Here is a 23643-nt window from a genome sequence, read left to right as displayed (position 1 = left end):
GCCTTGTCTGTCTTCGACGTTCATGCGCATGTCTTCCCGCGCATTTCGGAATCCGAGAGCCGCCTCCTCCAGGGTGCCGGTGAGCCCTGGCTGCGTGTCCACCCGGACGGCTCGGGCACCGGCATGATGATGAGCGGCACAGAGGAGTACCGTCCGGTCACCGCATCCCTGTGGGACCCCGAGCGGCGACTCATCGAGATGGACGCACTGGGCATCGATGTGCAGGCCATCTCCTCGACGCCGCTGATGTTCGGGTACGCCGCTCCGCCGGACCGCGCCGCCGAGTGGTGCGAGTTGGTCAACGACCGCATCCTCGAATACTGCGCGCAGGATCCACAACGGTTGATCCCGCTCTGCCAAGTGCCGCTCCAGGACACCCAACTGGCCTGCGAGATGGCTTCCAAGGCCGCCGCCGCCGGACACCGGGGGGTCCACATCGGCAACCACATCGGCGAACGCACCCTCGCCGACGCGGACGTCCTCGGCTTCCTCACCCACTGCGCCCGGGAGGGCATCCCGGTTCTGATCCACCCGTGGGACATGCTCGGTGACGGCCGGATGGACCGGAACATGCTGCGCTGGCTGGTCGGCATGCCCGCCGAGACCCAGCTGTCCATCCTCGGTCTCGCCCTCTCGGGGGCCTTCGAGAAGCTCCCCGAGTCCCTGAAGCTCTGTTTCTGCCACGGCGGTGGCAGTTTCGCGTTCCTGTTGGGCCGCGCGGACAACGCCTGGCACAACCGGGACATCGTCCGCGCGGACTCCCCGAAACCGCCGTCCGCGTACGCCCGCCGCTTCTACGTAGACACCGCGGTGTTCGACCCCCGGGCGCTGCGACTGCTGGTGGATGTGATGGGCCCGGACCGGGTCATGCTCGGTACGGACTTCCCCTTCCCCCTGGGTGAGCAGCAGCCCGGCACGGTGGTGCGCGACTGCCCGGGACTCACCGAAGCCGAACAGGCGATGATCCTCGGTTCCAACGCGGTCGAGTTCTTCTCCCCGCGGTCAGGAGGCAACGATGTCTGAGCAGCTGACACGCACCCGTGTGGCCGTCATCGGTTCCGGCAACATCGGCACCGATCTGATGATCAAGGTGCTGCGACTGTCGGACCGACTGGAGATGGCCGCGATGGCGGGCATCGACGAGAAGTCGGACGGGCTCGCACGGGCTCGCAGGCTCGGTGTCCCCACCACCCACGAGGGGGTGGAGGGACTGGTGGCCATGGAGTGCTTCCCCGACATCGAGATCGTCTTCGACGCCACATCGGCGGGAGCCCACCGCCATCACGCCACCGTACTTGCAGCGCACGGCAAGCGGCTGATCGACCTCACACCGGCGGCCCTCGGCCCCTACGTCGTACCGCCGGTCAACCTCGACCAGCACCTGTCCGCGCCCGACGTCAACATGGTCACCTGCGGCGGCCAGGCCACCGTACCGATCGTCGCTGCCGTGTCCCGTGTCACCCCGGTCCGGTACGCGGAGATCATCGCCTCCATCGCCTCGAAGTCGGCCGGGCCGGGCACCCGCGCCAACATCGACGAGTTCACCGAGACCACCTCGCGCGCCCTGGAGGAGGTGGGCGGCGCCGCCGTGGGCAAGGCGATCATCGTGCTGAATCCGGCCGAGCCGCCGCTCGTGATGCGGGACACCGTGTACTGCGTCGTCGGCGACTGCGACCAGGAAGCGGTACGGGCCTCGGTGAAGGCGATGGTGGCCGAGGTCGCCGCCTACGTACCGGGCTACCGGCTGAAGCAGGAAGTGCAGATCCGCGCGATCGACGCGGATGACCCGCTCGCGCCGCTCACCGGTGCCCCGGCCGGAACCGGGCAACTCGTCTCGGTCTATCTGGAGGTGGAGGGCGCCGCCCACTACCTGCCGTCCTACGCGGGCAACCTCGACATCATGACCTCCGCCGCACTGCGGGTCGCGGAAAGGCTGGCCTCCTCATGACATCTCCTCAGACACCGTCCAGGCTCTACATCCAGGACGTGACGCTGCGCGACGGGATGCACGCCGTCCGGCACCGCTACACCGTCGACCAGGTCCGCACCATCGCCGCCGCCCTGGACGCGGCGGGCGTCGACGCCATCGAGATCGCGCACGGGGACGGCCTCTCGGGCTCCAGTGTGAACTACGGCGCGGGTGCGCACACCGACGACGAGTGGATCGCCGCAGCGGCCGAGGTCGTCACGCGTGCACGGCTCACCACCCTGCTGCTGCCGGGCATCGGCACGGTCGCCGATCTGCGCCGTGCCCATGCACTCGGGATCCGTTCGGTTCGGGTGGCGACCCATTGCACGGAGGCCGACATCTCGGCCCAACACATCGCCGCGGCGCGGGAACTCGACATGGACGTCGCCGGGTTCCTGATGATGTCCCATCTGGCCGAACCCGCCGAACTGGCCCGTCAGGCCCAGCTCATGGAGTCCTACGGCGCCCACTGCGTGTACGTCACCGACTCGGGCGGCCGGCTCACCATGGACGGCGTCCGCGACCGGGTGCGGGCCTATCGTGATGTGCTCGCCCCCGAGACCGGCATCGGCATCCACGCCCACCACAACCTCGGCCTCGGTGTGGCCAACTCGGTGGTGGCCGTGGAGAACGGCGCCGAGCGCGTGGACGCCTCCCTCGCAGGCCAGGGCGCTGGAGCCGGGAACTGCCCCCTGGAGGCGTTCATCGCGGTCGCCGACCTCTCGGGCTGGGTCCACGGCAGCGATGTGTTCGCTCTGATGGACGCCGCGGACGACATCGTCCGACCGCTCCAGGACCGACCGGTCCGCGTGGACCGCGAGACCCTCAGCCTCGGGTACGCCGGTGTCTACTCCAGCTTCCTGCGCCATGCCGAGGACGCCGCTCGCCGGCACGGTCTCGACACCCGGCAGATCCTTCTGGAGGTGGGCCGCCGGGGCATGGTCGGCGGTCAGGAGGACATGATCGCGGACATCGCCCTCGACCTCGTGGGGCAGCGGAACGGCGCATGAACTGAAGGTTCGAAGGGGTCCGTTCGCGCATCGGGCCCCTTCGTCGCATTCGGGTACGCCGTGCACAGGCCGCCGGACCGTTCGACCCTGGGCAACAATCAGGCCAGGTCCCACAGTCGGGCGGACTTGTCATGGCTACCGCTGGCCAGGACGGTGCCGTCGGGGCTGAAGGAGAGCGCGTAGACGGCTTCCCCCGGAACCGAGAGGACCGAGGTACGGCGACGGTCCGCCACGTTCCACAACCGGACCGTGTTGTCCTGTCCCCCGGTGGCCAGGGTCTTCCCGGAGGGGGTGAACGCGACTGAGCAAATGTGTCCGTCGTGGCCGTTGAGGACGGCGGTGCGTCGTCGTGTGCGCAGGTCCCACAGGAACACCGAGGAGTCGGCGCTCGCCGTCGCCAGGGTCTTGCCGTCCGGGCTGAACGTCACCGAGAACACCATGTCGCGGTGGGCGGTGAGCGCGTCCAGGAGCGTTCCGTTCGGCACGTCCCAGAGCAGCACGGTGCTGTCGTCGCTCGCGGTCGCCAACACCTTGCCATCGGGGCTGAAGGCGACCGCGTTGACCATGTAGCCATGACCGGCGAGGGTGGCGATAGCGGGCCGTTCGGACGGCGCCGCGGAGTCCGGCTTCCAGTACCACACAGCGCCGGCGGTGGCCGCGGCTGCGACCGTGCCGGCGAGCAGCACCGTACGACGAGCGAGGAGAGCGGGACTCCCCGGCGGGGCGGAACCGTGATGCTGATGGACCTGCCCGTGCCGAACTACCGCCACCGCACTCCGGATAGCGACACTGCGGCCGACGTCCTCGCCACCCTTTGCGAGGTGGTAGTGGGCAGCGCTAGCGCGGTGCCAGCCACGGACTTCGTCACCGAGCATCTGCCCGCACCGCGGTGCGCGGTCGTTCTGGGCTCCGTGTTCCAACTGGTGGAACGTGATGAGGCGGCTCGGTATTGGTGGCAGTATGCCGCCGGCGCGGGCAACGACAACGCCGCTTTCCTCCTCTATCTCCACCACCTGGCGCGCGGGGAGATGCACGCGGCGGCGTGGTGGTGCCAGCAGACCGAGGTCGACGCCAAGCCGCAGCCTGAGACCGTTCCCTTCTCTGGCCGCGACCGGCAGGTGCTCCGGAACCTAGACGCCTCCACCCCTACGGTCCTGCGCGTGCTGAGCCGCCTCTTGGCGACCGCGATCGGTCCGAGAGGCGGGGTGTGGCGTGGCTGCTGGACTACATCCCTGCCGCCATCGGCTACGCCGACCACCCCGACTACGCGATTTACCTGCTGGAAGAGGAATTCCCCGTCACGGTCTCGACTCTGATCGCCACCGCAACCGTCGAGTTCAACAAGACGGACAGCCCGCACTGCGCAGCCCCCCAGCCGCTTCCGTTCCGGGAGCCCGCCCAGCGCAAGACCCGCCCGCGTTTAACAGAGGCGTGGACGGCCTTCCCCTGGCCCACCCAAGCCGCCCACGACCACACCGGCTGAACCACCCCAACACCCGGAGATCACCCGCCCATCACCAGAAGGACCCAGAACCAATGTCCCGACACTTCCTCACCCGACTCCGCACCCGTGCGAAACGGGCGCTGCGCTGAGCGGTCCGACGGCGCCGGACCGCAGCCGTGCACACACTGCGCGGCATCTGTTGCGGCCTGGGCACTACCACCGTGACCTTGGCGGCGATCTGGGTGCAGCGGCACACCTGATGGCGGTGGCTGGGTCCGACCCGCCGGGCCATGTAGGGCGGCGAAGACCCGCTCGCCTGCTCGGCGAGGGGCGCCACAGCACTGTCCGGCGTGTGAACGGGGCTTGACCGGAGTTGCGTGACGGACTGACTCTCTCAGTACTGATTGTCGGGTTCCGCGAGAAGCGCCCTGAACTCGCGGGCTCGCTTCCGGGACATCCCCAGCACGATGGCTTCGAGGAAATCGCGTCCCTCATGCTGCACTCCGCAGCATGCCCACACACCACAGCCGTCATCGTCGTGGACCCAGAGTCGGCGATATGGGTGCCTTACGAAACTTCGCCAGTTCCGGAATGCCGTTTCGGCCACCCCTGGCCAGAGGTAGTTCCTGCTTCGCTCGATCCTCGCGACCTCTGCCAACGCGCGCGAAGACAACCCCGGGATGGCAGACCTTTGGTCGTTCTGGGGTCGGTGCCTCAACTCGGCACGGACCCGGCCCGGCCGCCTACGCGGCATGACCCTTTCTAATGATGAAGTGCATGAAGCGATCATGGCAGGTCTCACGACCGGAAGACCATCCTTAGTCCAGCAGGCTCCTGCCTTGAACCGGCCGCGTTCCTGGCCTTCTTCTCGCCGACGTCCACTTGCTAGGCGGCGGTGGGCTCGATGGGGCAGACGTTGTTCGGGGTTCGGGAGTGAGGGCCTCCAGCGTTCGCCAAGGCTACGACCGGTGCTCCATATGTCGGAGCGAGAGCTACAAGCGGCAGTACCCCGGCGCCCGGCCGCACCAACTCGTCGGCTGGGCAGACCCGGAGCCCCGAACGGGGCCGGTTCAGGAGAAGGACGGCGCCGGAGGAGAATGACTCAGGAGGTCGACGGCTCGATCTCCCCCGCGAAGACGATGACCTGGTCGATGAGGCTTCGCCGCAGATGGACGACGTCCGTTCCCGCCAGGCGGGGGCCTCCATCCGGCATCGTGAAGACCCACTGGTACCGGGCCCACTCGTCCGGCATGTCCACCGCCGAACAGCGCACCATCGTGCCGGTGCCCGCGGGGTGGCGCCGGATGTCCAGCACGAACCGCTCGACCGCCTCGATCCCCTCACTGCGGCCCAACGGTCCCCAGAAGACCACGTCCGAGGTGAGGGCCTGGGAAAGCAGCCCAGTCACATAGCTGTCGTCCGAGGCGTTGAACGCGGAGATGAACGTGTCAATCGCGGACCGCGCGGTCTCTTCCTGCTCTTCCTGCATGCACCAGTAATACCAGTCGCCTCGCGGACCGCGCTCGTCCCGTAAGCCGCCTCCAGACCACGATGAACCATCCCGGCAAAAGAACTAGTTGAGGGTTGGGGTCCCGGGGTCACGAACGGGCTGACCGACCTCGGACGACCAATGAGGGCGGACACGTCGCACGAAGTCCGGGAAGTCGCCCCGCAGATACCGTGAGTCGGACGGCTTCAGCCGGATCTGTTGGCGGCTGTCTGCCCACCAGATCTCGAAATCTGTGACCGTGCCTGCCGGCGGCCAGTCATCACTTCGTTCCGGAAGCAGCAGGACGTCGATGAAGCCTCCGACGCTCAGGCCGATGTCCACGAAGATCCCGATCGCACCGGGCCGGGGAACCTGCACGACTGTGCCCTCGAAAACTTGCCCGAAGCGCAGGTCCCTCCGGATTCGGCTCCACTCGGCGTCTGTCACCACGACCGCATCTTCGCATCCACGTCCGGATCGCGAGTAGCTGCACTCGGGCAGCGGAGCCCCCGTCACGGACGTCGAATACCCCACCCTGCCGGCGACACCGTGGTCGGTACATAGCCGAGGGGGAACGCGAGAGCCGGCGGCAACGGCGTGCTCGGCCCGCTCCTCAAGTCGCTCGTGCTGTTCCACCCCCGCTAGTTGACCGCAACTCTCCCGGCTTCGCGACGACGGATCAATAGATTGTCGGGTGCCACGGGCGCTGGGTATGCCTGCCAAGGGGGAGACTCCAGACACGAGAAAGGCCCCTAGTGACTCAGGGGGTGGATGTTATTCGGATGACCCCTTACTGATCCCCTAGGGGTTTATCAGGGGATCTCTTCAGCCTCTGATATAAGACAAGTTGGGCTACTCTGAACTGTGTTGCCTAGCTGAAGCAGAATGGCGTAAGCGGAAGAGGGTGAAGGTTGTGTTACCGATCATTGCTGCCGCTGTTGGCGTTGCGAAGGCGTTGCAAGAATTCTCTAAGACGCCTGCTGGGCAGACCGTCATTGGGGGCATCGGTATGGCTTCTGCCGAAATCAAGAAGCGCAGGCTCGACACGACGTTGGAGGAGCACGAAAGCGCTCGGCGTAGCGGAATCAAAGGCGCCCACAAGGTGGCTGGCGGTCTCGGAGCGATCATAGGGGCCGCGATAGCCCGTCGCATGAACGGGCCACAACCGCCGGGGTCGCCCTGGCTCTAGAAACTCCTGACGGATGTGGAGCCGGGTCCGCGCTCTCAAGCTCGTCCTCGGCTTCGCCGAACCACCCCGGACCTCGTTCAACGCTCCAGAAGTAATCCGACCACCTCGGAGATTATTTCGTCAGGAGTTCTCAACGTCGTGGTAGCGACATCGCAACAGGGCTGAGGCTCGTACCCCGTGGGTGAGATCGAGCCTTTGACACCGGCGAACGGGTCGCCCGACCGCCAGCCTTCGCTCCAGGGCCACTCGCGAGGCTTACCGACGTGGGTCTTCAATGTCGCCCTGATCGCCGAGGTAATGACCACCAGTTCCGGTCACGAATCGGCCTGCGACTACTGCCACGGTCGGTCTTTACGATGCCCACCGCCCCAGCGGGTTCCGCTTCCTCGGTCGGTGAACCCGGCCTAGTAGGACTCCGTTAGGTGCTGTCCAGTAAATGACCTCCAAGTTCCGCAGCTTTTGAGGTAGTAGTCGAGGAGGGTTACCTAAGACGGTCTCTCACGTGGCGATCTTGTAGCAGGTCATGACTGCGGCGAGCCCGAGGAAGGCGAGGAAGTGACCGCCCTTGCGTTCATAGCGGACGGTCATGCGGCGGTATCCGAACAGCCAGGAGATCGACCTCTCGATCTTCCATCGGTGCCTTCCAAGCCGTTCGGAGGACTCCACGCCCGGCCAGGCGATCCGTGGGGTGATGATGCGTTCGCGTAGCCACGCCAGGTTGCCGGCCGAGTGGTACGCCTTGTCGGCCCGGACCTTGTCGGGGTGTCGCCGACGGGGGCCGCGGCGTGAGCGGACGGCCGGGATTCCGAGGATGAGCGGGCGAAGCGCTTGGACGTCGTTGACGTTCGCGGCGGACACCCCGACGACCACAGGCAGCCCCTGCGCATCGGTCAGAACGTGTAGTTTGCTGCCCGCTTTGCCTGAGTCAACCGGATTCGGCCCCGTCAGCGGACCCCCCTTCTCGCGCACCGAGGCCGCGTCGACGATCACGGAGCTCCAGCCAGTCCGCCGCGGGCTCCGATCTCGTCCAGAACCACCCGGTGCAGCTGACGCCACACTCCGAATGCGATCCAGACGGAGAACCTCCGGTGAGCCGTCGCCGGCGACACTGCGAACGTCGGTGCCAGATACCGCCACGCGCACCCGCTGGTCAGCACGTACACGACGGCCGTGAACACGGCACGCTGGTCGATCAGCGCGGTGCCACCGCCCTGCGGGCGCGAGCGGAAGGACGGCAGTACCGGCTCGACCATGGCCCATAGATCATCCGGCACGAGCCGCTGCGATAGATCCCCACCCATGAACGATCATGATGCCGCTGCCGGGCGGCCCCCGGCGACGGTCGGTGTAGGCGTTGGGCTGATTGCCCCCGCCACCTCAGAATGGGCACATGGCTCCTCCTTCCGTCGACCCGCGCCCGTTGAACGCCGACGAGCGCGCAGTACTTCAACACGTCCTGTCAGCGGAGTTCGTCGGCGCGTCGCAACTGCGGAGTCAGCTGGACCACACCGAGGTGATCGCTGTCTGGGGGCCCGACTCCGTGAGCGTCGACCTGCAGGTCCGGGAACCTTGCGAGCATGCAGCACTGCCGAAAGAGCACGTGCCTGTAGACGCACAAGTCCATAACCCGTCCGGCGCCCACGTCGGCGAGATCCTCGTATGGACGGACCAGGGAGCCACGCTCTCAGCCCTGGAGTTCGCCTCGGTCACCGACGAGATGCCCACGTCTCTACCGGTCATCGTGGACGGCCGCCTCAGCTGGCCGGCCTGACAGGCTGGCCATCCCCACCCCGAGCGTCTACGGCCGTGCAGCGGGCAAGATCACCACGTGAGACACCGTCTAAGTCTTCATGTAGTCGGGAACGTGCTCGCCCGAGGCTCAGACTGCTTGCCATTGGGGCGTGTCGTGGAAGCGGATGTGGTGGAGGCGAGGCTTTCCGGAGGAGCGTGGTGAAGGTGCGGGTGAGGTTGGTCGGGGCGATCGGTCTGCCCTGCGGCGTGATGAACACATGCCCGTTGTGCCGCGCCACGTGGTGCCTGCGGCTTCACGCTCGCGCCGCTGGTCCTCGTGGTGGTGCTCCAGTGACTGAAGGGAGCAGGCGGGGAGGCAATGCGGTTTCGGAGGTCCTGGTCTTGGTGGGCGGCGTGGTGAGTCCACCTGTGTTCGTGCGCTGCACGGTGTGGTGGATGGCAGCCGTGCCCCGGGCGGCGTCGAGGTCTTCACAGAGGAAGCCAACTATGGCGATGCCGGACGATCGAGGCGAGGGCGTGGATTAGCTCGGGGTTGTGGCGCCAACGCCCGATTGCCGCTTGATCTCCGCGGCGGGGAACGGGGTTTGCTTGCTCTCGGTGAACAGACGCTGGAAGAAGGAGTCCACAACGAGGGTAGGGCGTGCGTGGCGGTCGATGATGGCCGTGATCTCGGGGGGGGGATGTCCTCAGGTCTCCGGCCTGCGATCCAGTCGTGCAGGAAGGCTTTGCGTTCTGTGTCACCGCGCACGCCGTCGAGCACGTGGTACTGGAGCAGGTGGCTCGCTGTGTAGCAGCGGTCGTACCCAAGGTGCTCTGTGAGGAAGTTGGACTCGTCCGCCGAAAGGTCGAAGCGGGAGCTCAGGGCAAGTCCGAAGTCAGTGAAGTAGAGCTGGCGGCCATCGGTCAGGATGTTGTCGAAGTGAGCATCGAAGTGGACAAGTGCGCGAGAACTCATGAAGGCAGCTCCGCCAATCAGCGCTTCCTCCACCCAGTGGAAGACGGTGCCTGCGGGAACGGTCAGGTCGACTCCGGCGACCACCTCGTGGTCGCCGTACGACTTGCGCAGCCCGGCGACCTCGATCGCATTGGTTCTCGTCGTCATGCCGACCATGCTGAGAGGTTGCCCCCGCGTCAGGGTCAGCTGTTGCGGCTACATGGCCTCCGCGCAGTGATCAATTCCTTAGTCCGGAGAAGGGCAACGAGCCAGACTGCCTCCGCAAGCCGTCGATATCTCGGGTGCCTACGGGCCGGACCGGCGATGGCGCCGGATACGACGATCAGGCCAAGAGAATGGTTGCTCACAAGGGCCTGTGCGATGTGGCGATCAGCCGACGACTTTCGGACGGGCGCCAGTGCGCCGCAATTCTCCCGAAGAGACCCGGGGCCCTGCACTGGGCCAGAAGGATGGTCGACACGCACGCAACAAGACGCCAGGTCACACCGACATCATCTCCGCAGCGCCGGGACCGAGGGTCTGGCGCTCCGTGGAGCCGAGGGCGGCAGTCGCGCCCTTCGTCGCTATCGAGCTCCTGCACGCGAAAGTGTTCCGCCTTCCCGGGCCCTGGGTCTGTGTCAGCTGCGACTGGTGTCGATGACGCAGAAGCGGTTGCCCTCGGGGGCGGCCAGCACGACGAAGTTGGCGTCGTCCGGACAGGAGTCCCAGTCGTCGCGTTCGGCGCCCAGGGACATGTCGCGCCACTTCGGCTTCCTGGTCGGCGGTGTCGCCTGCATAGAGGTTGAGGTGGATTCTCGGGTGTTCCGGCACGGGTGCCGCATCGGTGTCGAGGGCCAAGACAGCACCGGTGCGGCGCCCGGCAACACCACTCAGTCGTTCCTCACCTCACCATCGCGAGCGACATAGTCCAGTGCCCGACTCCAGAACTCGGCCAGCCCCCATCACGGCCGTTCCGATGCTCAGCATCCGCCGATCCTGGCGGACAGGGAACAATTCACTGCGCGAACCATGTCCCCAACTACCAGGCTCACATTGCCTGAATTGGAGCTGTTGCTGCTCATGAGGACGAGGGCGGGGCGACGGCCCATCTGGCCCCGGGGGAAGTGATCGACCGCGTACGGGTCCGGGTTCGAACGGGCGTTCCGTGGCGGAACGTGCCCGCCGAGTTCGGGCCCTGGGGCCGTGTTGAGGACCTGTTCCGCCGTTGGAGCGGAACGACTGCGGTGGAGCACCCCCTCCGCTTGTCCGGGACGGTGCAGCGAATTCCGCGTCTACTGCAGGGAGGCACGGTTCTTGCAGGACCCCTTCTCAGCTCGCACCCGTTCCAGGCGATCGCGCGGCTGGCGCGTCCTGTTGTGTCGCGTACGGACTTGGTGCTTGTTGTCGGTGGTGCGGAAGTCATCGCCTCTGCGCTGGTGGTCGCTTGAAACGCTGGTTTGGGATGAGGTTCATCACTGGCGCTGTTTGACTGGCTGTTTGCGTTTTTGTGTGAGTTGTCGGTTTCCCGTCCTCTGGACGGTGCGTGACTGCGCCTTTACTGTCCATTGAATCTTGTTTGGTTCTTCACGTTAACTTCACTGCTGGGCTAAATGGTGGGGGATGTGTCGGTCTGGTGAGTGGTAGACGGGGTGCCCGCGCGGCGGGGTCGTTGGTGTCAGGTGCGGTGCTGGTGGGGCTGCTCGCGCCGACCGGGGTGCAGGCGCTTCCTCAGAAGGCTCCCCCTGCTGTTGCGGGCGAGGCGCCGTCGCCATCCGCACGGTCTGAGAGTGAGTCACTCGCGATGGCGCGGAGTTCGGGTGAACCGGTTGAGGTTGTCTCGCTGCGCAGTGAGACCAGTGAGGTGTTCGCGACCCCCGAGGGCAATTTTGAGGCGCGGCAGTATCTGCGCCCGGTGCGGGCCCGAGTGGCTGGTGAGTGGAAGCCTGTTGACACCGTGTTGGTGAGGGACAGTACGGGTGTGGTGGCTCCGAAGGCGGTGACGATCGGGTTGGAGTTTTCCGGTGGTGGATCGGCACCGCTGGTGCGGATGGTCAAGGCCGGACGCGAGCTCACGTTGAGCTGGCCGACGAGTCTACCGGCTCCCGTTTTGCAGGGGGATACGGCGACCTATCCGGAGGTGCTGCCGGGGGTGGATCTGAGGTTGGGTGCGAAGGCCGACGGGTTCACTCAGTTGTTGGTGGTGAAGTCGGCCGCGGCGGCGGCGAACCCGGCGCTGAATGAGGTGCGGCTAAGTCTCGATGCTCAGGGCATGACGCTGCGTGAGCAGCCGGGTGGTGGTTTGGAGGCGGTTGACGATGGTGCGGGGGGCGCGGTGTTCGAGGCGCCTCGTCCGGTGATGTGGGATTCCAGTACGGGGTCCGGTGCTGCTGCTCGCAAGGGTGGTGCGTCTGTCGCACGGCAGGGTGGCGCCGATGTGGGTGGCGAGCCGGGTGCGGGGGAGTCAGGGACGCTGGCACCTGTGGGGGTTGAGATTCCGGCGGATCAGAGTGCTTTGGTGCTAGAGCCGGATGCCGCGCTTTTGCGTGGTGCTGAAACGGTGTATCCGGTGTTCATCGACCCGCAGTTCCATGCTCCGAAGGCGAACGCGTGGACGATGGCCTCGGAGTACTGGGCCAATTCGCCGCAGTGGCAGTTCAACGGGGACGCGGACGCGGGGCTCGGGTACTGCGACTGGGCCGAATGTATGCGATATGACACCAAGCGGTTGTTCTACCAGTTCGACACGACCAGGTTCTGGGGTAAGTCGATCCTGAGTGCTGAGTTCGCTGTGCGGAACACCCACTCTGCTTCGTGCAGCGCCCGGGGTGTGGAGTTGTGGAAGACCAAGGCGATCGACAAGTACACGCACTGGAACGAACAGGAGCAGTCGGGGTTCTGGATCGATCATTTGCGGACGTCGTCGTTCGCCTACGGGTTCACCGGGTGCGCGGCGAGGGATGCCGAGTTTGATGTGAAGACGGCGGTGCAGCAGTCCGCGACCGCGAAGAACCCGAAGATGACGTTCGGATTGCGGGCGTCGAGCGAGAGTGACAAGTACGGGTGGAAGCGGTTCTCCGATGACGCCTCTCTGCGGGTGTTGTACAACCGTCCGCCGCCGCAGGTGAAGATGTCGCAGTTGTCGATGCAGTACGGCGGTGTGTGCAAGAAGCCGGCTGATGCTCCTCGATCTCGGTCGCTGGGATTGATCCACGCCGACAATGTCACCGATCCGGACGGGGACACAGTCGCCGTGGAGTTTCGCGCGATCTGGGATGGCGGGAGGTGGCCGGCGCTACCGCAACAAGGCGTACGGACATCAGTCAAAGCCTCAGGCTCTGACTTTCACATGAGCCTGCCTTCGTCGCTACCGCAGAACAAGCAGATCGGGTGGGAGGCGCGGGTCTGGGACGGTGGGCAGTACTCACCGTGGTCGTCGGCAGGCGATCCGACCATGTGCTACTTCAGCTACGACGCGACTGTTCCGAGGTCCCCCGCGCTGTCCTCTCTTGATTTCCCAGCGTCCGATCCCGAGAACCCGGACGATCCCTGGTATGACGGCACAGGTAGATACGGCGTCTTCGAGATGGATGCCAACGACAGCCAGGTGACCAAGTACTGGTACGGCATCAACGCCGATCCCACCTCGGACAACACGGTCACCACCACGGCCGGCGCCGCTAAGACCATCACGTTCCTGCCGCCGAAGCCGGGGCTGAATACGCTGTACGTGAAGTCCTTCGACGCTGCGGGTAACGTGTCTGCGCCGACGAGCTACCGGTTCCGGGTCAAGGCAGGACAGCCGGAGCGCGGGACCTGGTCCCTCGATGAGGAAACCGGGACACAGGCCGTCGGCACAGCACCTGCGCGAACCGCCGTTTTGCACGGCGGGGCGACACCAGGGGTGTCCGGTGCACTCGGCACGGCGGTCCGGTTCGACGGCGTGAACGACTACGCCCGAACCGACATTCCCACCGTGGCGACCGACACGGGCTTCTCCGTCTCGGCCTGGGCGAAGCTGTCCTCGGTGCCGGGCACGTCCGCTGTGGTTGTAGCGCAGCCCGGTAACCACAATCCCGGCTTCCAGCTCTATTACTCCGGCACCTACGACCGGTGGGCCTTCGTCCAGTACCGGGCGGATGATCCGAACGCGACCACGGCCATGGCGATGCAGGCCCAAGCCGGCGGGGTGAGCGCCAACGAGTGGGTGCACCTGGTGGGGACGCATAGTGCGACGGACGACGAGCTGAAGCTGTATGTGGACGGTGTCCTGGCAGGTACGACGGCCTATGACTCGCCGTGGGATGCCCGCCGCGGGTTGCAGATCGGGGCCGGCTCGCACAACGGCGATCCGCGGTCGTTCTTCCCCGGGGCGATCGACGAGGTCCAGATCTTCGACAAGACCCTCTCTCAGGGAGAGGTAACGCGGTTGAAGGGGAAGGACTCGCTGATCTCCGGGCGGCCGGCTCGGGCGGTCTTCTCCATGGACGAAGCCGCGGACAAGGTCGAGCTGAACGGTGTCCCGGAGGTCTTGCCCGCCGAGTTCCGCGGCGGTGTCACCAAGGGTGCCACGGGTGTGGTGGGCCAAGCACTGGAACTGAACGGCACCACCGGCTATGCCACCACCGAGCGGCCCATGCTCAACAACCAGCGCAGCTACACCGTCTCCGCCTGGGCTCGGCTGCCGAAGACGAAACCCGACCACGCCGCAGTGGTGACCATGCAGGCCGGAGTCCATAAACCCGGGTTCGAGCTCTACTACTCGCACACCTTCGACCGGTGGGGCATCCGAGCCTTCACCACGGACGATCCTGACGCGTCCCAGGTCCAAGCCCTTCAGCCCTCCGGCAGTACGGCCCGTGGCGGAGAGTGGGCGCACCTGGTGGGTGTGCACGACAGTGTCACCAACGAGCTCACCTTCTACCTCAACGGCAAACGGGCTGGGTCCACCACTTTGGTCGCCGACTGGTACGCCGGCGGTCCGGTGCAGATCGGCGCCGGGCAGTACGGCGGGCAGCCGGGATCGTTCTTCCCCGGTCGTATCGACGATGTTCGCCTCTACGACCGGCCCGTCTCCGCGGGCGAAGTGCAGCAGATGTTCAAGCAGCGCCCGGTGGTCAAGGCACGCTGGAAGTTCGCGAGCTCGTCCGGCACGCCGGCCAAGACACCGGACTCCTCGTCGTTCGACCACGACATGACCCTGCACGGCGGTGCGCAGGTCGGGCCGGACAAGGGCTGGGTGGACGGCGGGATCGTTCTGGACGGTGTCAACGACCACGGGATGGCCGAGATGCCCACCGATACCGGAGGGAGTTTCACGATCGCGGGCTGGGCGCAGGCCGCGGCCGAACCCACCGGGCCGGTCACCTTGCTGAGTGCCGCGGGGCTGACGAAGAACGCGTTGACCGTGCGGTACGAGCCGGGTTGGGCGGCGGTGGGGGGCCCGGGTCGATGGCGGGTGACGATCGGTGATCGTGACGGGCTTGATGTCACCTTCCGTGATGCGGCGAATGGGCAGTTCAGCGAGTCCACCGAGTGGAACCACCTGGCCGTGGTCTATGACGGGTTCGACAAACAGGTGTCCCTCTATGTGAACGGCGAGCTGGAGGGGACCAGTTGTGCCGGCGAGGACGACTGCCTTGAGCGCTCCCACGAGGAAGACGTGCTCTCCTTCACGGCTGCGGAACTCCACCTCGGACGGCAGGCGACCGGGACCTCGACCGGCAACCAGTACTGGCCGGGTGCCGTCTCCGACCTGTGGGCATTCCAAGGCGTGTTGACGGAGCCGCAGATCCACCAGCTCGCGGTCGGCCAACCGGGTCTCCCCACGACGGTTCCCGGCAGCGGCTGATCACACCACCTTCCGAGCGGGCCCGGCCGAGCAGGCCGGGCCCGCCCCCGAACCAGCATTGATTCCGTAGGCATTCACCCGTCGCGCGTGCTTCAAGCACCCACGGGAACAGCTGTGGAGGACACAGACACATGACCAACGGCAGATCCCGCACGCCTTTCCGTCGGATACGCGGGCGTATCGCCCTGGCCTGCGCGACCGTCATGGTCGGCACCCTCCTCCAGGCCGTGACCCAACCCCAACCCGCGGCCGCCGCGGACAAGGGCACTGGCCGCCCCAGCCTCCCCGCCTCGGAGAAACCCATCCCCGGCACCCGAGGCAAACCTGCGGCGAAACGCACCACCGCAGGCAAACCGCCCGTACCGCTGCCAGCACCGGACCGGACCTGGCCCGAGCATGCGACGGCACGGATAGCCCTGGCCACGACCACGGCCGGTTCGGTGAAGGCCACAGGTCTGCCCCTGGAACTCGACACCCGTGTGAAGAAGGGCGAGAAGTCCGCCACGGGGACGGTTCAGGCCGAGGTCGTCAGCCGTAAGGCCGCTCAGAGTGCCGGCGTCGACGGTGTCATGTTCACCCTCCGCGCCGAGAACACGGCATCCGAGGGCACGGTCCGCGCCCGCGTTGACTACTCCACCTTCGCCGACGCCTACGGCGGCGGCTACGCCGACCGGCTCACCCTCGTCCAACTCCCCCCGTGCGCACTGACCACCCCGAGCCTGATCGCCTGCCGCACCCCCAAGCCCGTCGCCGCGGTGAACGACACCGAGCAGCAGACCCTCACCGCCCCCAGCCTCGCCCTGGCGGCCAAGGCACCGACCGTATTCGCCGCCGTCTCCACCACCGACGGCTCCCGCGGCGACTACAAGGCCACCTCCCTGGCCGCCTCAGCGACCTGGAAGGCGAACCTCAACACAGGTGACTTCTCCTGGTCCTACAACATGCCCGTACCCGAAGTCCCTGGTGGGCTCCTTCCGAACGTCGGACTGTCGTACTCGTCAGGATCGGTGGACGGCCGCACAGGGAACACCAACAACCAGTCCAGCTGGGCGGGCGACGGGTTCGACATGTGGCCCGGTTACATCGAACGCCGTTACAAGCCCTGTGCCGACGACGGAATCGAACACGCCAACGGCAACAAGCCCGGTGACCTGTGCTGGAGCTACGACAACGCCTTCATCTCCTTCAACGGCAAGGGCGGCGAGCTCGTCCCCACCGGCACCAACACCTGGAAACTCCGGAACGACGACGGAACCAAGATCGACCGCCTCACCTCCGCCAACCGCGCCAACGGCGACAACGACGGAGAGTACTGGCGCCTGACCGCACCGAACGGGACCCGCTACTACTTCGGCTACCACCGCCTGCCCGGCTGGGCCGACGGCAAAGAAGCCACCGACTCCACCTGGACCGTCCCCGTCTTCGGCGACGACACCGACGAACCCTGCAAAGCCGCCACCTTCGCCGCCTCCCACTGCCAGCAGGCCTGGCGATGGAACCTCGACTACGTCGTCGACGTCCACAGCAACGCCATGGCGTACTACTACCACAAGGAAAGCAACTCCTACGGCCGTAACCTGGAAGCCACCGACAACTCCCGCTACACCCGCGGCGGAGCCCTCGACCGCATCGAATACGGCCTCAAGTCCAGCTCCATGTACGCGACCAAGGCCCTCGCGCGGGTCGACTTCACCAACAGCGAGCGCTGCGTGGCCACCTCGTCGATGGACTGCTCCTCCATCGACACCCAGTCGGCCTACTGGTACGACACCCCCTGGGACCTGAACTGCAACACCGGCGAAACCTGCGACGAAGGCCGCCTCTCACCCTCCTTCTTCACCCGCAAGCGCCTCTCCCAAGTCACCACCGAGATTTTGGAAGGCACCACCTACCAGAACGTCGACTCTTGGAGACTCGCCCACCACTGGGGCATGGCCGACACCGACTACCAACTGCTGCTCTCCTCTATTCAGCGCACTGGCCACACCGCCACTTTGGCGATCACGCAGCCGAAGACCACCTTCGGCTACACCCAGCTCGCCAACCGACTCGACCGCGTCGGTGACGGATTCGCCCCCTTCATCAAGGCTCGACTGTCCACGGTCATCAACGAGGCCGGCGGACAACTCGACGCCAGCTACACAGCCGCCACCTGCGACGCAGACGCCCTCCCGACACCGTCGGCCAACACCACCCGCTGCTTCCCCCAATTCATCGGCGGCTCCACCACCGACGACCCGGTCCAGCAGTGGTTCAACAAGTACACCGTCGACTCCGTCACCGAAAGCGACCGCACCGGCGGCGGAGCACCCGACAAGGTCACCCGCTACGACTACCTCGGCGGCGCCGCCTGGCACTACGACGATGACGACGGCCTCACCAAGGACAAGCACCGCACCTGGAGCCAATGGCGCGGCTACGGCCACGTCCGGGTCCAGACCGGCGGACAGGGCGGCGCGTCGGCCATGAAGTCACAAGAGGACACCTACTTCCTGCGCGGTATGGACGGCGACCGCCTCAACGCCGCCGGCGGAACGAAAAGCGTCACGGTCACCCTGGGAGAGGGAGAGGGCAGCGCCCTCACCGACCACGAATCAGCGGCCGGCTTCGCCTACAAGACCGTCAACTACTCCGGCCCCGGGGGAACCGTCCTCAACAAAACGGTCAACCGCCCGTGGAAGCATCAGACGGCCTCCCGGGTCCGCGACTGGGGCACCATCACCGCCAACTTTACCGGCACCAGCAACAGCAAGACGTTCATCTCACTGGACAACGGCGCCGGCACCGACTGGCGCACCATGTCCACCGCCACCAGCTACGACACCGTCGCAGGACGGGTGACCGAGGTCGACGACCTCGGCAACCACAGCACGATCACCGACAACCGATGCACCCGCACGACCTACGCCACTAACACCACCCTCAACATCCTCACGCTGCCCGCACGGGTGGAAACCGTCTCCGAGCCCTGCGACGCCACCCCCGCCAGGCCAGCAGACGTCCTCTCCGACGTCCGCACCGCCTACGACAACCAGACATACGGTGACGCCCCCACCAAGGGACTGCCTACCGCGACCGCGACTCTCAAGGAATACGACGGCACCACCGCCGTCTACCTGGAGGCCGGTGGCACCTACGACTCCTACGGCCGCTCCCTCACCAGTACCGACCTGACCTCAACGACAAGGGTGACAGCCGCCGGGGTCATCACCCGCACGCCACGAACCGACGGCCGCACCACCACCACGGAGCGAACCCCCGCCACCGGCATCCCCGTCACTGTCACCACGACCTCCCCACCAGCCACCACAGGCGACGCTTCCACCGCTCAGACCACCACCATCGAACACGACCCCCTCCGCGGCCTGCCCCTCACCGAAACCGACACCAACGGCAAAATAACCAACTTCGCCCACGACGCCCTCGGCCGTGCCACCAAGGTCTGGCTCCCCGACCGCAGCACCGGACAGACCCCCACCTACGAATTCGCCTACACCCACGCCAGCGACGGACAACCCAACGTCGTCGCCACCAAGACCCTGGGCAACCACGGCGTCCAGCGCACCTCCTACGCCCTCTACGACGGACAGCTGCGCCCACGGCAGGCCCAAGAGCCCGGGCCCAACGGCGGCACCCTCATCGGCGACACCTTCTATGACGAACGCGGCCTCGTCGCCAAGACGTTCTCCACCTACTACACCACCAGCGCACCAGGCACCCAGCTCTTCACCCCGAACAACGCGCTCAGCGTCGAATCCCAGACCCGCTACACGTACGACGGCCTCGGTCGGCAGACCGAAGTCCGCCAGATAGCGGGCAACGGCGACGGCGGAACCGTCCTGGCCACCTCCCAGACCATCCACGGCGGCGATCGCACCACCGTCGTCCCACCCACCGGCGGCACCGCCACCACCACCCTGGTCGACGCCCGCGGCAACACCACCCAGCTCCGTGAACACCACGAGCCCACCGTCGGCTCCACCTACGACAAAACCTCCTACACGTACCACCCCAACGGCCAACTCGCGAAGGTCACTGACCCCCAGAACATCAGCTGGAACTACACCTATGACCTGATGGGTCGCCAGACCGTCAACGACGACCCCGACAAGGGCACCACGACCAACACCTACGACGACCGCGGCCAACTCCGCACCACCCACAACGACGCCACCAACGTCACCCTCGCCCACCTCTACGACAACCTGGGCCGCAAGACCCAACTCCGCAGGAACTCCGCCACAGGACCGCTCCGCGCCGAGTGGACCTACGACACCATCACGGGCGCCAAGGGACACCTGGCCGAGTCCACGCGCTACGAGAACGGCAACGCCTACACCAGCAAGGTCGTCGCCTACAACCGGCTCTACCAGCCCCTGCGCACCTCGATCACCATTCCCACAGCTGAAGGCGACCTGGCCGGCACCTACGTGTCGACCATGTCCTACAACGTCTCCGGTCTCCCCCAAGGCGTCGGCTATCCGGCAGCCGGCTCGCTACCCGGGGCGGTCGTCTCCTTCACTTACGACGACCACACCCTCCGCACCACCGGAATCCACGGCAGCCAGGGCGTCGAAGGACTCACCAGCTACAGCCTCACCGGCAAACCGCTCCAGCACGAACTCTTCCGCAACGGCAAGAAGACCTGGGTCACCAACGGATACGAATGGGGCACCCAGCGCCTGTCCACCACCCGCGTGGACCGCGAAGACGTCCCCGGCGTCGACCAATCCAACACCTACCGCTACGACGACGCCGCCAACGTCCTCTCCGTCACCGACGTATCCCGCTCCGGCACCGACAACCAGTGCTTCACCTACGACTTCGCCCGCCGCGTCACCCAAGCCTGGACCCAGAACACCACCACCTGCGCCGCCACCCCCAGCAGCAGCGTCATCGGCGGCCCCGCCCCCTACTGGCACTCCTACACCTACCGTCCGGACGGAAACCGCGCCACCGAAACCCTCCACGACCCCACCGGCGACACCACCAAGAACCGCACCCGCACCTACGAGTACCCCGCAGCCGGACAACCCCAGCCACACACCCTGACCTCCGTCACCGACGCCGGCCTCCCCACCCGCCCGGCGGACTCCTTCACCTACACCGGCGGCTACACGACCAGCCGCACCGTCAACGGCACCACCCAAAACCTTGAATGGGACCCCGAAGGCCACCTCGCCAAGGTGACCGAACCCGTCCCCGGCAGCACGGCGAAAGTCACCCAGTACCTCTACGACACCGAAGGCAACCGCCTCATCGGCCGCACCCCCACCGAAACCACCCTCTACCTCGGCTCCACCGAAATCACCCTCCCCAAAACCACCACACCCGCACCCACTCCCGCCGGCACCCGCTACATCGACCTCGGCGGCGGCCACCAGGCTGTCCAGGAAGACGACGGCACCGTCTCCTTCACCCTCGCCGACCACCACGGCACCGCCCAACTCGCCACCGACGCCGCCACCCAGCAACTCACCCAACGCCGCAGCCTCCCCTTCGGCGGAACCCGCGGTACCCAACCCACCACCTGGCCCGGCACCAAAGGCTTCGTCAACGGAACCGACGACACCAAGAACACCGGCCTCACCCACCTCGGCGCACGCGAGTACGACCCCACCATCGGACGCTTCATCAGCGTCGACCCCCTCCTCCAAACCACCATCCCGCAAACCCTCAACGGCTACACCTACGGCGCCCAGAACCCACTCCTCAACGCAGACGCCAGCGGCCTCGGCGTCCCCGAATGCCACTCAGGCGTACTCGACAAATGCAACAACGGAACCCCCACCAAAGAATCCACCTACCACCCCGAACGAGAACCGGCCGTCTGCACACAAGGCTGCTACGAAGGACCGTCCTCATCGGGCACATCTAAGGGGAACGGCGGCGGGAACAAGGGCGGAGGAAATAGTGGGGGCGGCTCCTCAAAGAAGCACGAAGACCGCAGCGTCCTTGAGTCAATCTTCTACGGAGCCGGAGAAATTTTCTACGGGACCCTATCCACGGTTCCCTACACCCTCGAACTAGGTGGATGGCTTGTCGACGGGGACTGCTGGAACGGGGGAGCCGGAGCCCCGGGATGCGACTACGGCACCCAATACGACCAGTACATAGAGAGCCTTGGCTACGACATCTCCAGCGACGCCTACTTGGTGCCGGGCCTCGTCGGCGCGATCATCAGCCGACGTCCCAACGGAAAGAATCTAGATCCCCCCTCTCTTTCGCCGTGCAAGAATTCGTTCATAGCCGGTACCGATGTCCTCATGGCCGACGGAACCACTAAAGACATCGAAGAAATCAAAATCGGCGACACGGTCATCGCTAAGGACCCCGAAACCGGCGAAGCAGGACCCCGCACAGTTACCCATCTGATCTTCTCCACAGGCGGCAAACGCCTCACCACGCTCACGGTTGACGGAACCGACTCCCTGACGGCGACCGACAACCACCCCTTCTGGTCCCCCTCAGAAAACCGCTGGATCGACGCTGGCGACATCACGCCAACGATGACCCTGCTCACGAACAACGGCCAAACGGTCACCGTCACAGCAACCCGAACCTCCAACGAGCACGCCAGCGTCTACAACCTCACCGTCGACGACCTCCACACGTACTATGTGCTGGCAGGTGAGACGCCGGTCCTCGTGCACAATACGACTCCCACTCCTTCGGGGGTCGTCTACCTGCGGACTGATTTGATTTCTGGAGAGGAGTACGTAGGTCAGGCAAAGAACTGGAATCGATTTACGAAGCGCCAACGAGAGCATGCAAAGAAGTACCCCAATAAGTCGTTCACCTTCGAGGTGCTCGGTCGAGCGAATCCGGGGAAAGACCTCGATGTCCTCGAAGAAAGCTGGATGCGCGCTGGCGGTGGAAAAAAGTCGGTGCCGGGGAGCGTTCTCGAGAACGGCCGAGTTCAGATGAACGATGACCGCTACAAGGCTGCCGGAGGAGACGTATGCTAAGGAATTACAGGAGAGGCGATGTCCTCTCCATCTCGGTTACCGATGAGAAGATTGTATTGGGTCAGGTCATCGAGAAGATGCGGGGCAATTTCCTGCTAGCCGTTTTCCCCGACCTTCTGGACGCCAATAGTTCATTCGACATCGAGTCACTTGAACTCGACGAGCCACTCTTCCTATTGGAGACTATGGATATTAGAATCAAAGACGGCATCTGGCCAATTATCGGAAATCGCGAATTGGCTAACAGAATTCCGACTCCAGAGTATAAAGTTTGGGTTGAGCCACCTGGGGAATATCGGATTCAATATGCAGATGGAAGATTGGGGGTGTCGATCTCCCCGGAGCGGGCAAGTGTGATGAAACTCCACAAATCATATTCTCCGGCTGTTGTCGAAGCGGCCCTCCGCGGATTTCATGGATTTGGCCCGTGGCGCAAAACGTTTGACGAGCTAGCGTTCTGACTTAGAGGTCAGGACCGTTCCGCTGATTTCGCATCGTTGAAGTCCTGCTAAATCATGTGTGGCAGGACTTCAACGATCTCCGCGCGCAGGCGGGAGGGCCATCGTAAAGGTTGTGGCTGTCGACTGAGCGCCCGCGCGGGCATCGGCGCCCAAGAACAGAGTGAATAGAACGGCTACCCCATAGCTATTCTGCACCCTGATCTGGCGCAGAGCCTGGACACGAGGGTCGGTCATGCGGTCCGCTCCGTGACGGCAGAGGTGTTCCAGGAGCTGGACGGCGTCGTTGCCGGTGGTGAGGATTCTGGCTCATGGGCCTGGTGGGATTCTTGCCCAGGCGGACGGCCGGCCGTAGCGGAGGCCCCAGCCCTCATCGACCAGTTCGTCAAGCAGGTGAGGAGACGTGCCGGCTACTTCTTCGAGTGCGGCGCGAACGGCCTCCGTGACCATCTCCAGGCGGGTCAGGTCGCGCACCGCGGTCAGGACGTAGGAGCTGTTCGAGGTTCGGATCTTCGTGACGCTCGCTGATGGGTTCGGTGGGGCTGGTAGAACTCGGGTGTGGCGCGTTTCGATGTGACGGAT

12 protein-coding genes and 3 pseudogenes are annotated in these 23643 nt (G+C 65.6%); 9 read left to right on the top strand and 6 right to left on the bottom strand.

What is annotated here, in order from left to right; translation table 11 throughout:
• Positions 1–3 precede the first annotated feature (3 nt).
• Genes ACFXJL_RS29920 through dmpG form a run of 3 tightly spaced genes read left to right on the top strand, consistent with a single transcriptional unit; the run spans position 4 to position 2979 of the window.
• Entirely contained in the window at positions 4–1023 is a 1020-nt protein-coding gene (locus tag ACFXJL_RS29920; RefSeq protein ID WP_384635196.1) for an amidohydrolase family protein, read from the top strand.
• Positions 1016–1948 carry an acetaldehyde dehydrogenase (acetylating) gene (locus tag ACFXJL_RS29915; protein WP_358880653.1) on the top strand — a complete coding sequence of 311 codons (933 nt, stop codon included), beginning with the start codon at positions 1016–1018 and terminating at the stop codon, positions 1946–1948. The genes ACFXJL_RS29920 and ACFXJL_RS29915 overlap by 8 nt, the downstream gene beginning before the upstream one ends.
• Positions 1945–2979 carry a 4-hydroxy-2-oxovalerate aldolase gene (dmpG, locus tag ACFXJL_RS29910; protein ID WP_384697472.1) on the top strand — a complete coding sequence of 345 codons (1035 nt, stop codon included), beginning with the start codon at positions 1945–1947 and terminating at the stop codon, positions 2977–2979. The genes ACFXJL_RS29915 and dmpG overlap by 4 nt, the downstream gene beginning before the upstream one ends.
• 98 nt (positions 2980–3077) lie before the next feature.
• Here dmpG and ACFXJL_RS29905 read toward each other — a convergent pair whose 3' ends face one another.
• Complete coding sequence (locus ACFXJL_RS29905; protein ID WP_384697470.1) at positions 3078–3749, bottom strand: WD40 repeat domain-containing protein; 672 nt, start codon at positions 3747–3749, stop codon at positions 3078–3080.
• Between the two features lie 437 nt (positions 3750–4186).
• On the opposite strand from ACFXJL_RS29905, the gene ACFXJL_RS29900 reads away from it, so the two are divergent.
• Complete coding sequence (locus tag ACFXJL_RS29900) at positions 4187–4462, top strand: hypothetical protein (RefSeq protein ID WP_384697467.1); 276 nt, start codon at positions 4187–4189, stop codon at positions 4460–4462.
• A 1063-nt stretch (positions 4463–5525) separates the two neighbouring features.
• Here the strand turns inward: ACFXJL_RS29900 and ACFXJL_RS29895 are convergent.
• A complete protein-coding gene (locus tag ACFXJL_RS29895; RefSeq protein ID WP_384697464.1) occupies positions 5526–5912 on the bottom strand; it encodes a nuclear transport factor 2 family protein in 387 nt (128 codons plus the stop codon).
• Positions 5913–7599: 1687 nt separating this feature from the next.
• Positions 7600–8402 (bottom strand): IS5 family transposase gene (locus ACFXJL_RS29890; RefSeq protein ID WP_384697461.1). Its coding sequence is split into 2 segments (ribosomal slippage): positions 7600–8102 and positions 8102–8402, totalling 804 coding nucleotides; the frame shifts between segments, so codons are not numbered across the junction.
• An 89-nt stretch (positions 8403–8491) separates the two neighbouring features.
• On the opposite strand from ACFXJL_RS29890, the gene ACFXJL_RS29885 reads away from it, so the two are divergent.
• Positions 8492–8872 (top strand): hypothetical protein, encoded by a 381-nt coding sequence (locus tag ACFXJL_RS29885; RefSeq protein WP_384697458.1) that lies wholly within the window; start codon positions 8492–8494, stop codon positions 8870–8872.
• 502 nt (positions 8873–9374) lie between these two features.
• On the opposite strand, the pseudogene ACFXJL_RS29880 reads toward ACFXJL_RS29885, so the two are convergent.
• Both ACFXJL_RS29880 and ACFXJL_RS29875 read right to left on the bottom strand, forming a co-directional pair.
• A pseudogene (locus ACFXJL_RS29880) lies at positions 9375–9928 on the bottom strand (hypothetical protein); the annotation flags it as partial.
• 497 nt (positions 9929–10425) lie between these two features.
• Positions 10426–10774 (bottom strand): annotated as a pseudogene (locus ACFXJL_RS29875) (VOC family protein).
• A 137-nt stretch (positions 10775–10911) separates the two neighbouring features.
• On the opposite strand from ACFXJL_RS29875, the gene ACFXJL_RS29870 reads away from it, so the two are divergent.
• From ACFXJL_RS29870 to ACFXJL_RS29855, 4 genes are all read left to right on the top strand, one after another.
• Positions 10912–11235: a transposase gene (locus ACFXJL_RS29870; RefSeq protein ID WP_384697455.1), complete on the top strand. Its 324-nt coding sequence runs from the start codon at positions 10912–10914 to the stop codon at positions 11233–11235.
• 185 nt (positions 11236–11420) lie between these two features.
• Positions 11421–15635 carry a LamG-like jellyroll fold domain-containing protein gene (locus ACFXJL_RS29865; RefSeq protein WP_384697452.1) on the top strand — a complete coding sequence of 1405 codons (4215 nt, stop codon included), beginning with the start codon at positions 11421–11423 and terminating at the stop codon, positions 15633–15635.
• 131 nt (positions 15636–15766) lie between these two features.
• Complete coding sequence (locus ACFXJL_RS29860) at positions 15767–22603, top strand: polymorphic toxin-type HINT domain-containing protein (protein ID WP_384697449.1); 6837 nt, start codon at positions 15767–15769, stop codon at positions 22601–22603.
• Complete coding sequence (locus ACFXJL_RS29855; RefSeq protein WP_384697446.1) at positions 22597–23064, top strand: Imm26 family immunity protein; 468 nt, start codon at positions 22597–22599, stop codon at positions 23062–23064. Before ACFXJL_RS29860 ends, ACFXJL_RS29855 begins: the two co-directional genes overlap by 7 nt.
• 306 nt (positions 23065–23370) lie before the next feature.
• Here the strand turns inward: ACFXJL_RS29855 and ACFXJL_RS29850 are convergent.
• Positions 23371–23643 (bottom strand): annotated as a pseudogene (locus tag ACFXJL_RS29850) (hypothetical protein); the annotation flags it as partial.

The sequence above is a fragment of the Streptomyces sp. NPDC059256 genome (genome assembly GCF_042753785.1).
In the GTDB taxonomy this organism is placed as follows: domain Bacteria; phylum Actinomycetota; class Actinomycetes; order Streptomycetales; family Streptomycetaceae; genus Streptomyces.
Note: the sequence above shows the minus strand (reverse complement) of the source record. Positions and strands in the feature narration are given on the sequence as shown.

Coding starts and splice junctions, on each gene's coding strand:
- ACFXJL_RS29915 (WP_358880653.1), top strand. CDS start 1,016: ATGTCTGAGCAGCTGACACGCACCCGTGTGGCCGTCATCGGTTCCGGC.
- dmpG (WP_384697472.1), top strand. CDS start 1,945: ATGACATCTCCTCAGACACCGTCCAGGCTCTACATCCAGGACGTGACG.
- ACFXJL_RS29895 (WP_384697464.1), bottom strand. CDS start 5,912: ATGCAGGAAGAGCAGGAAGAGACCGCGCGGTCCGCGATTGACACGTTC.
- ACFXJL_RS29885 (WP_384697458.1), top strand. CDS start 8,492: ATGGCTCCTCCTTCCGTCGACCCGCGCCCGTTGAACGCCGACGAGCGC.
- ACFXJL_RS29860 (WP_384697449.1), top strand. CDS start 15,767: ATGACCAACGGCAGATCCCGCACGCCTTTCCGTCGGATACGCGGGCGT.
- ACFXJL_RS29855 (WP_384697446.1), top strand. CDS start 22,597: ATGCTAAGGAATTACAGGAGAGGCGATGTCCTCTCCATCTCGGTTACC.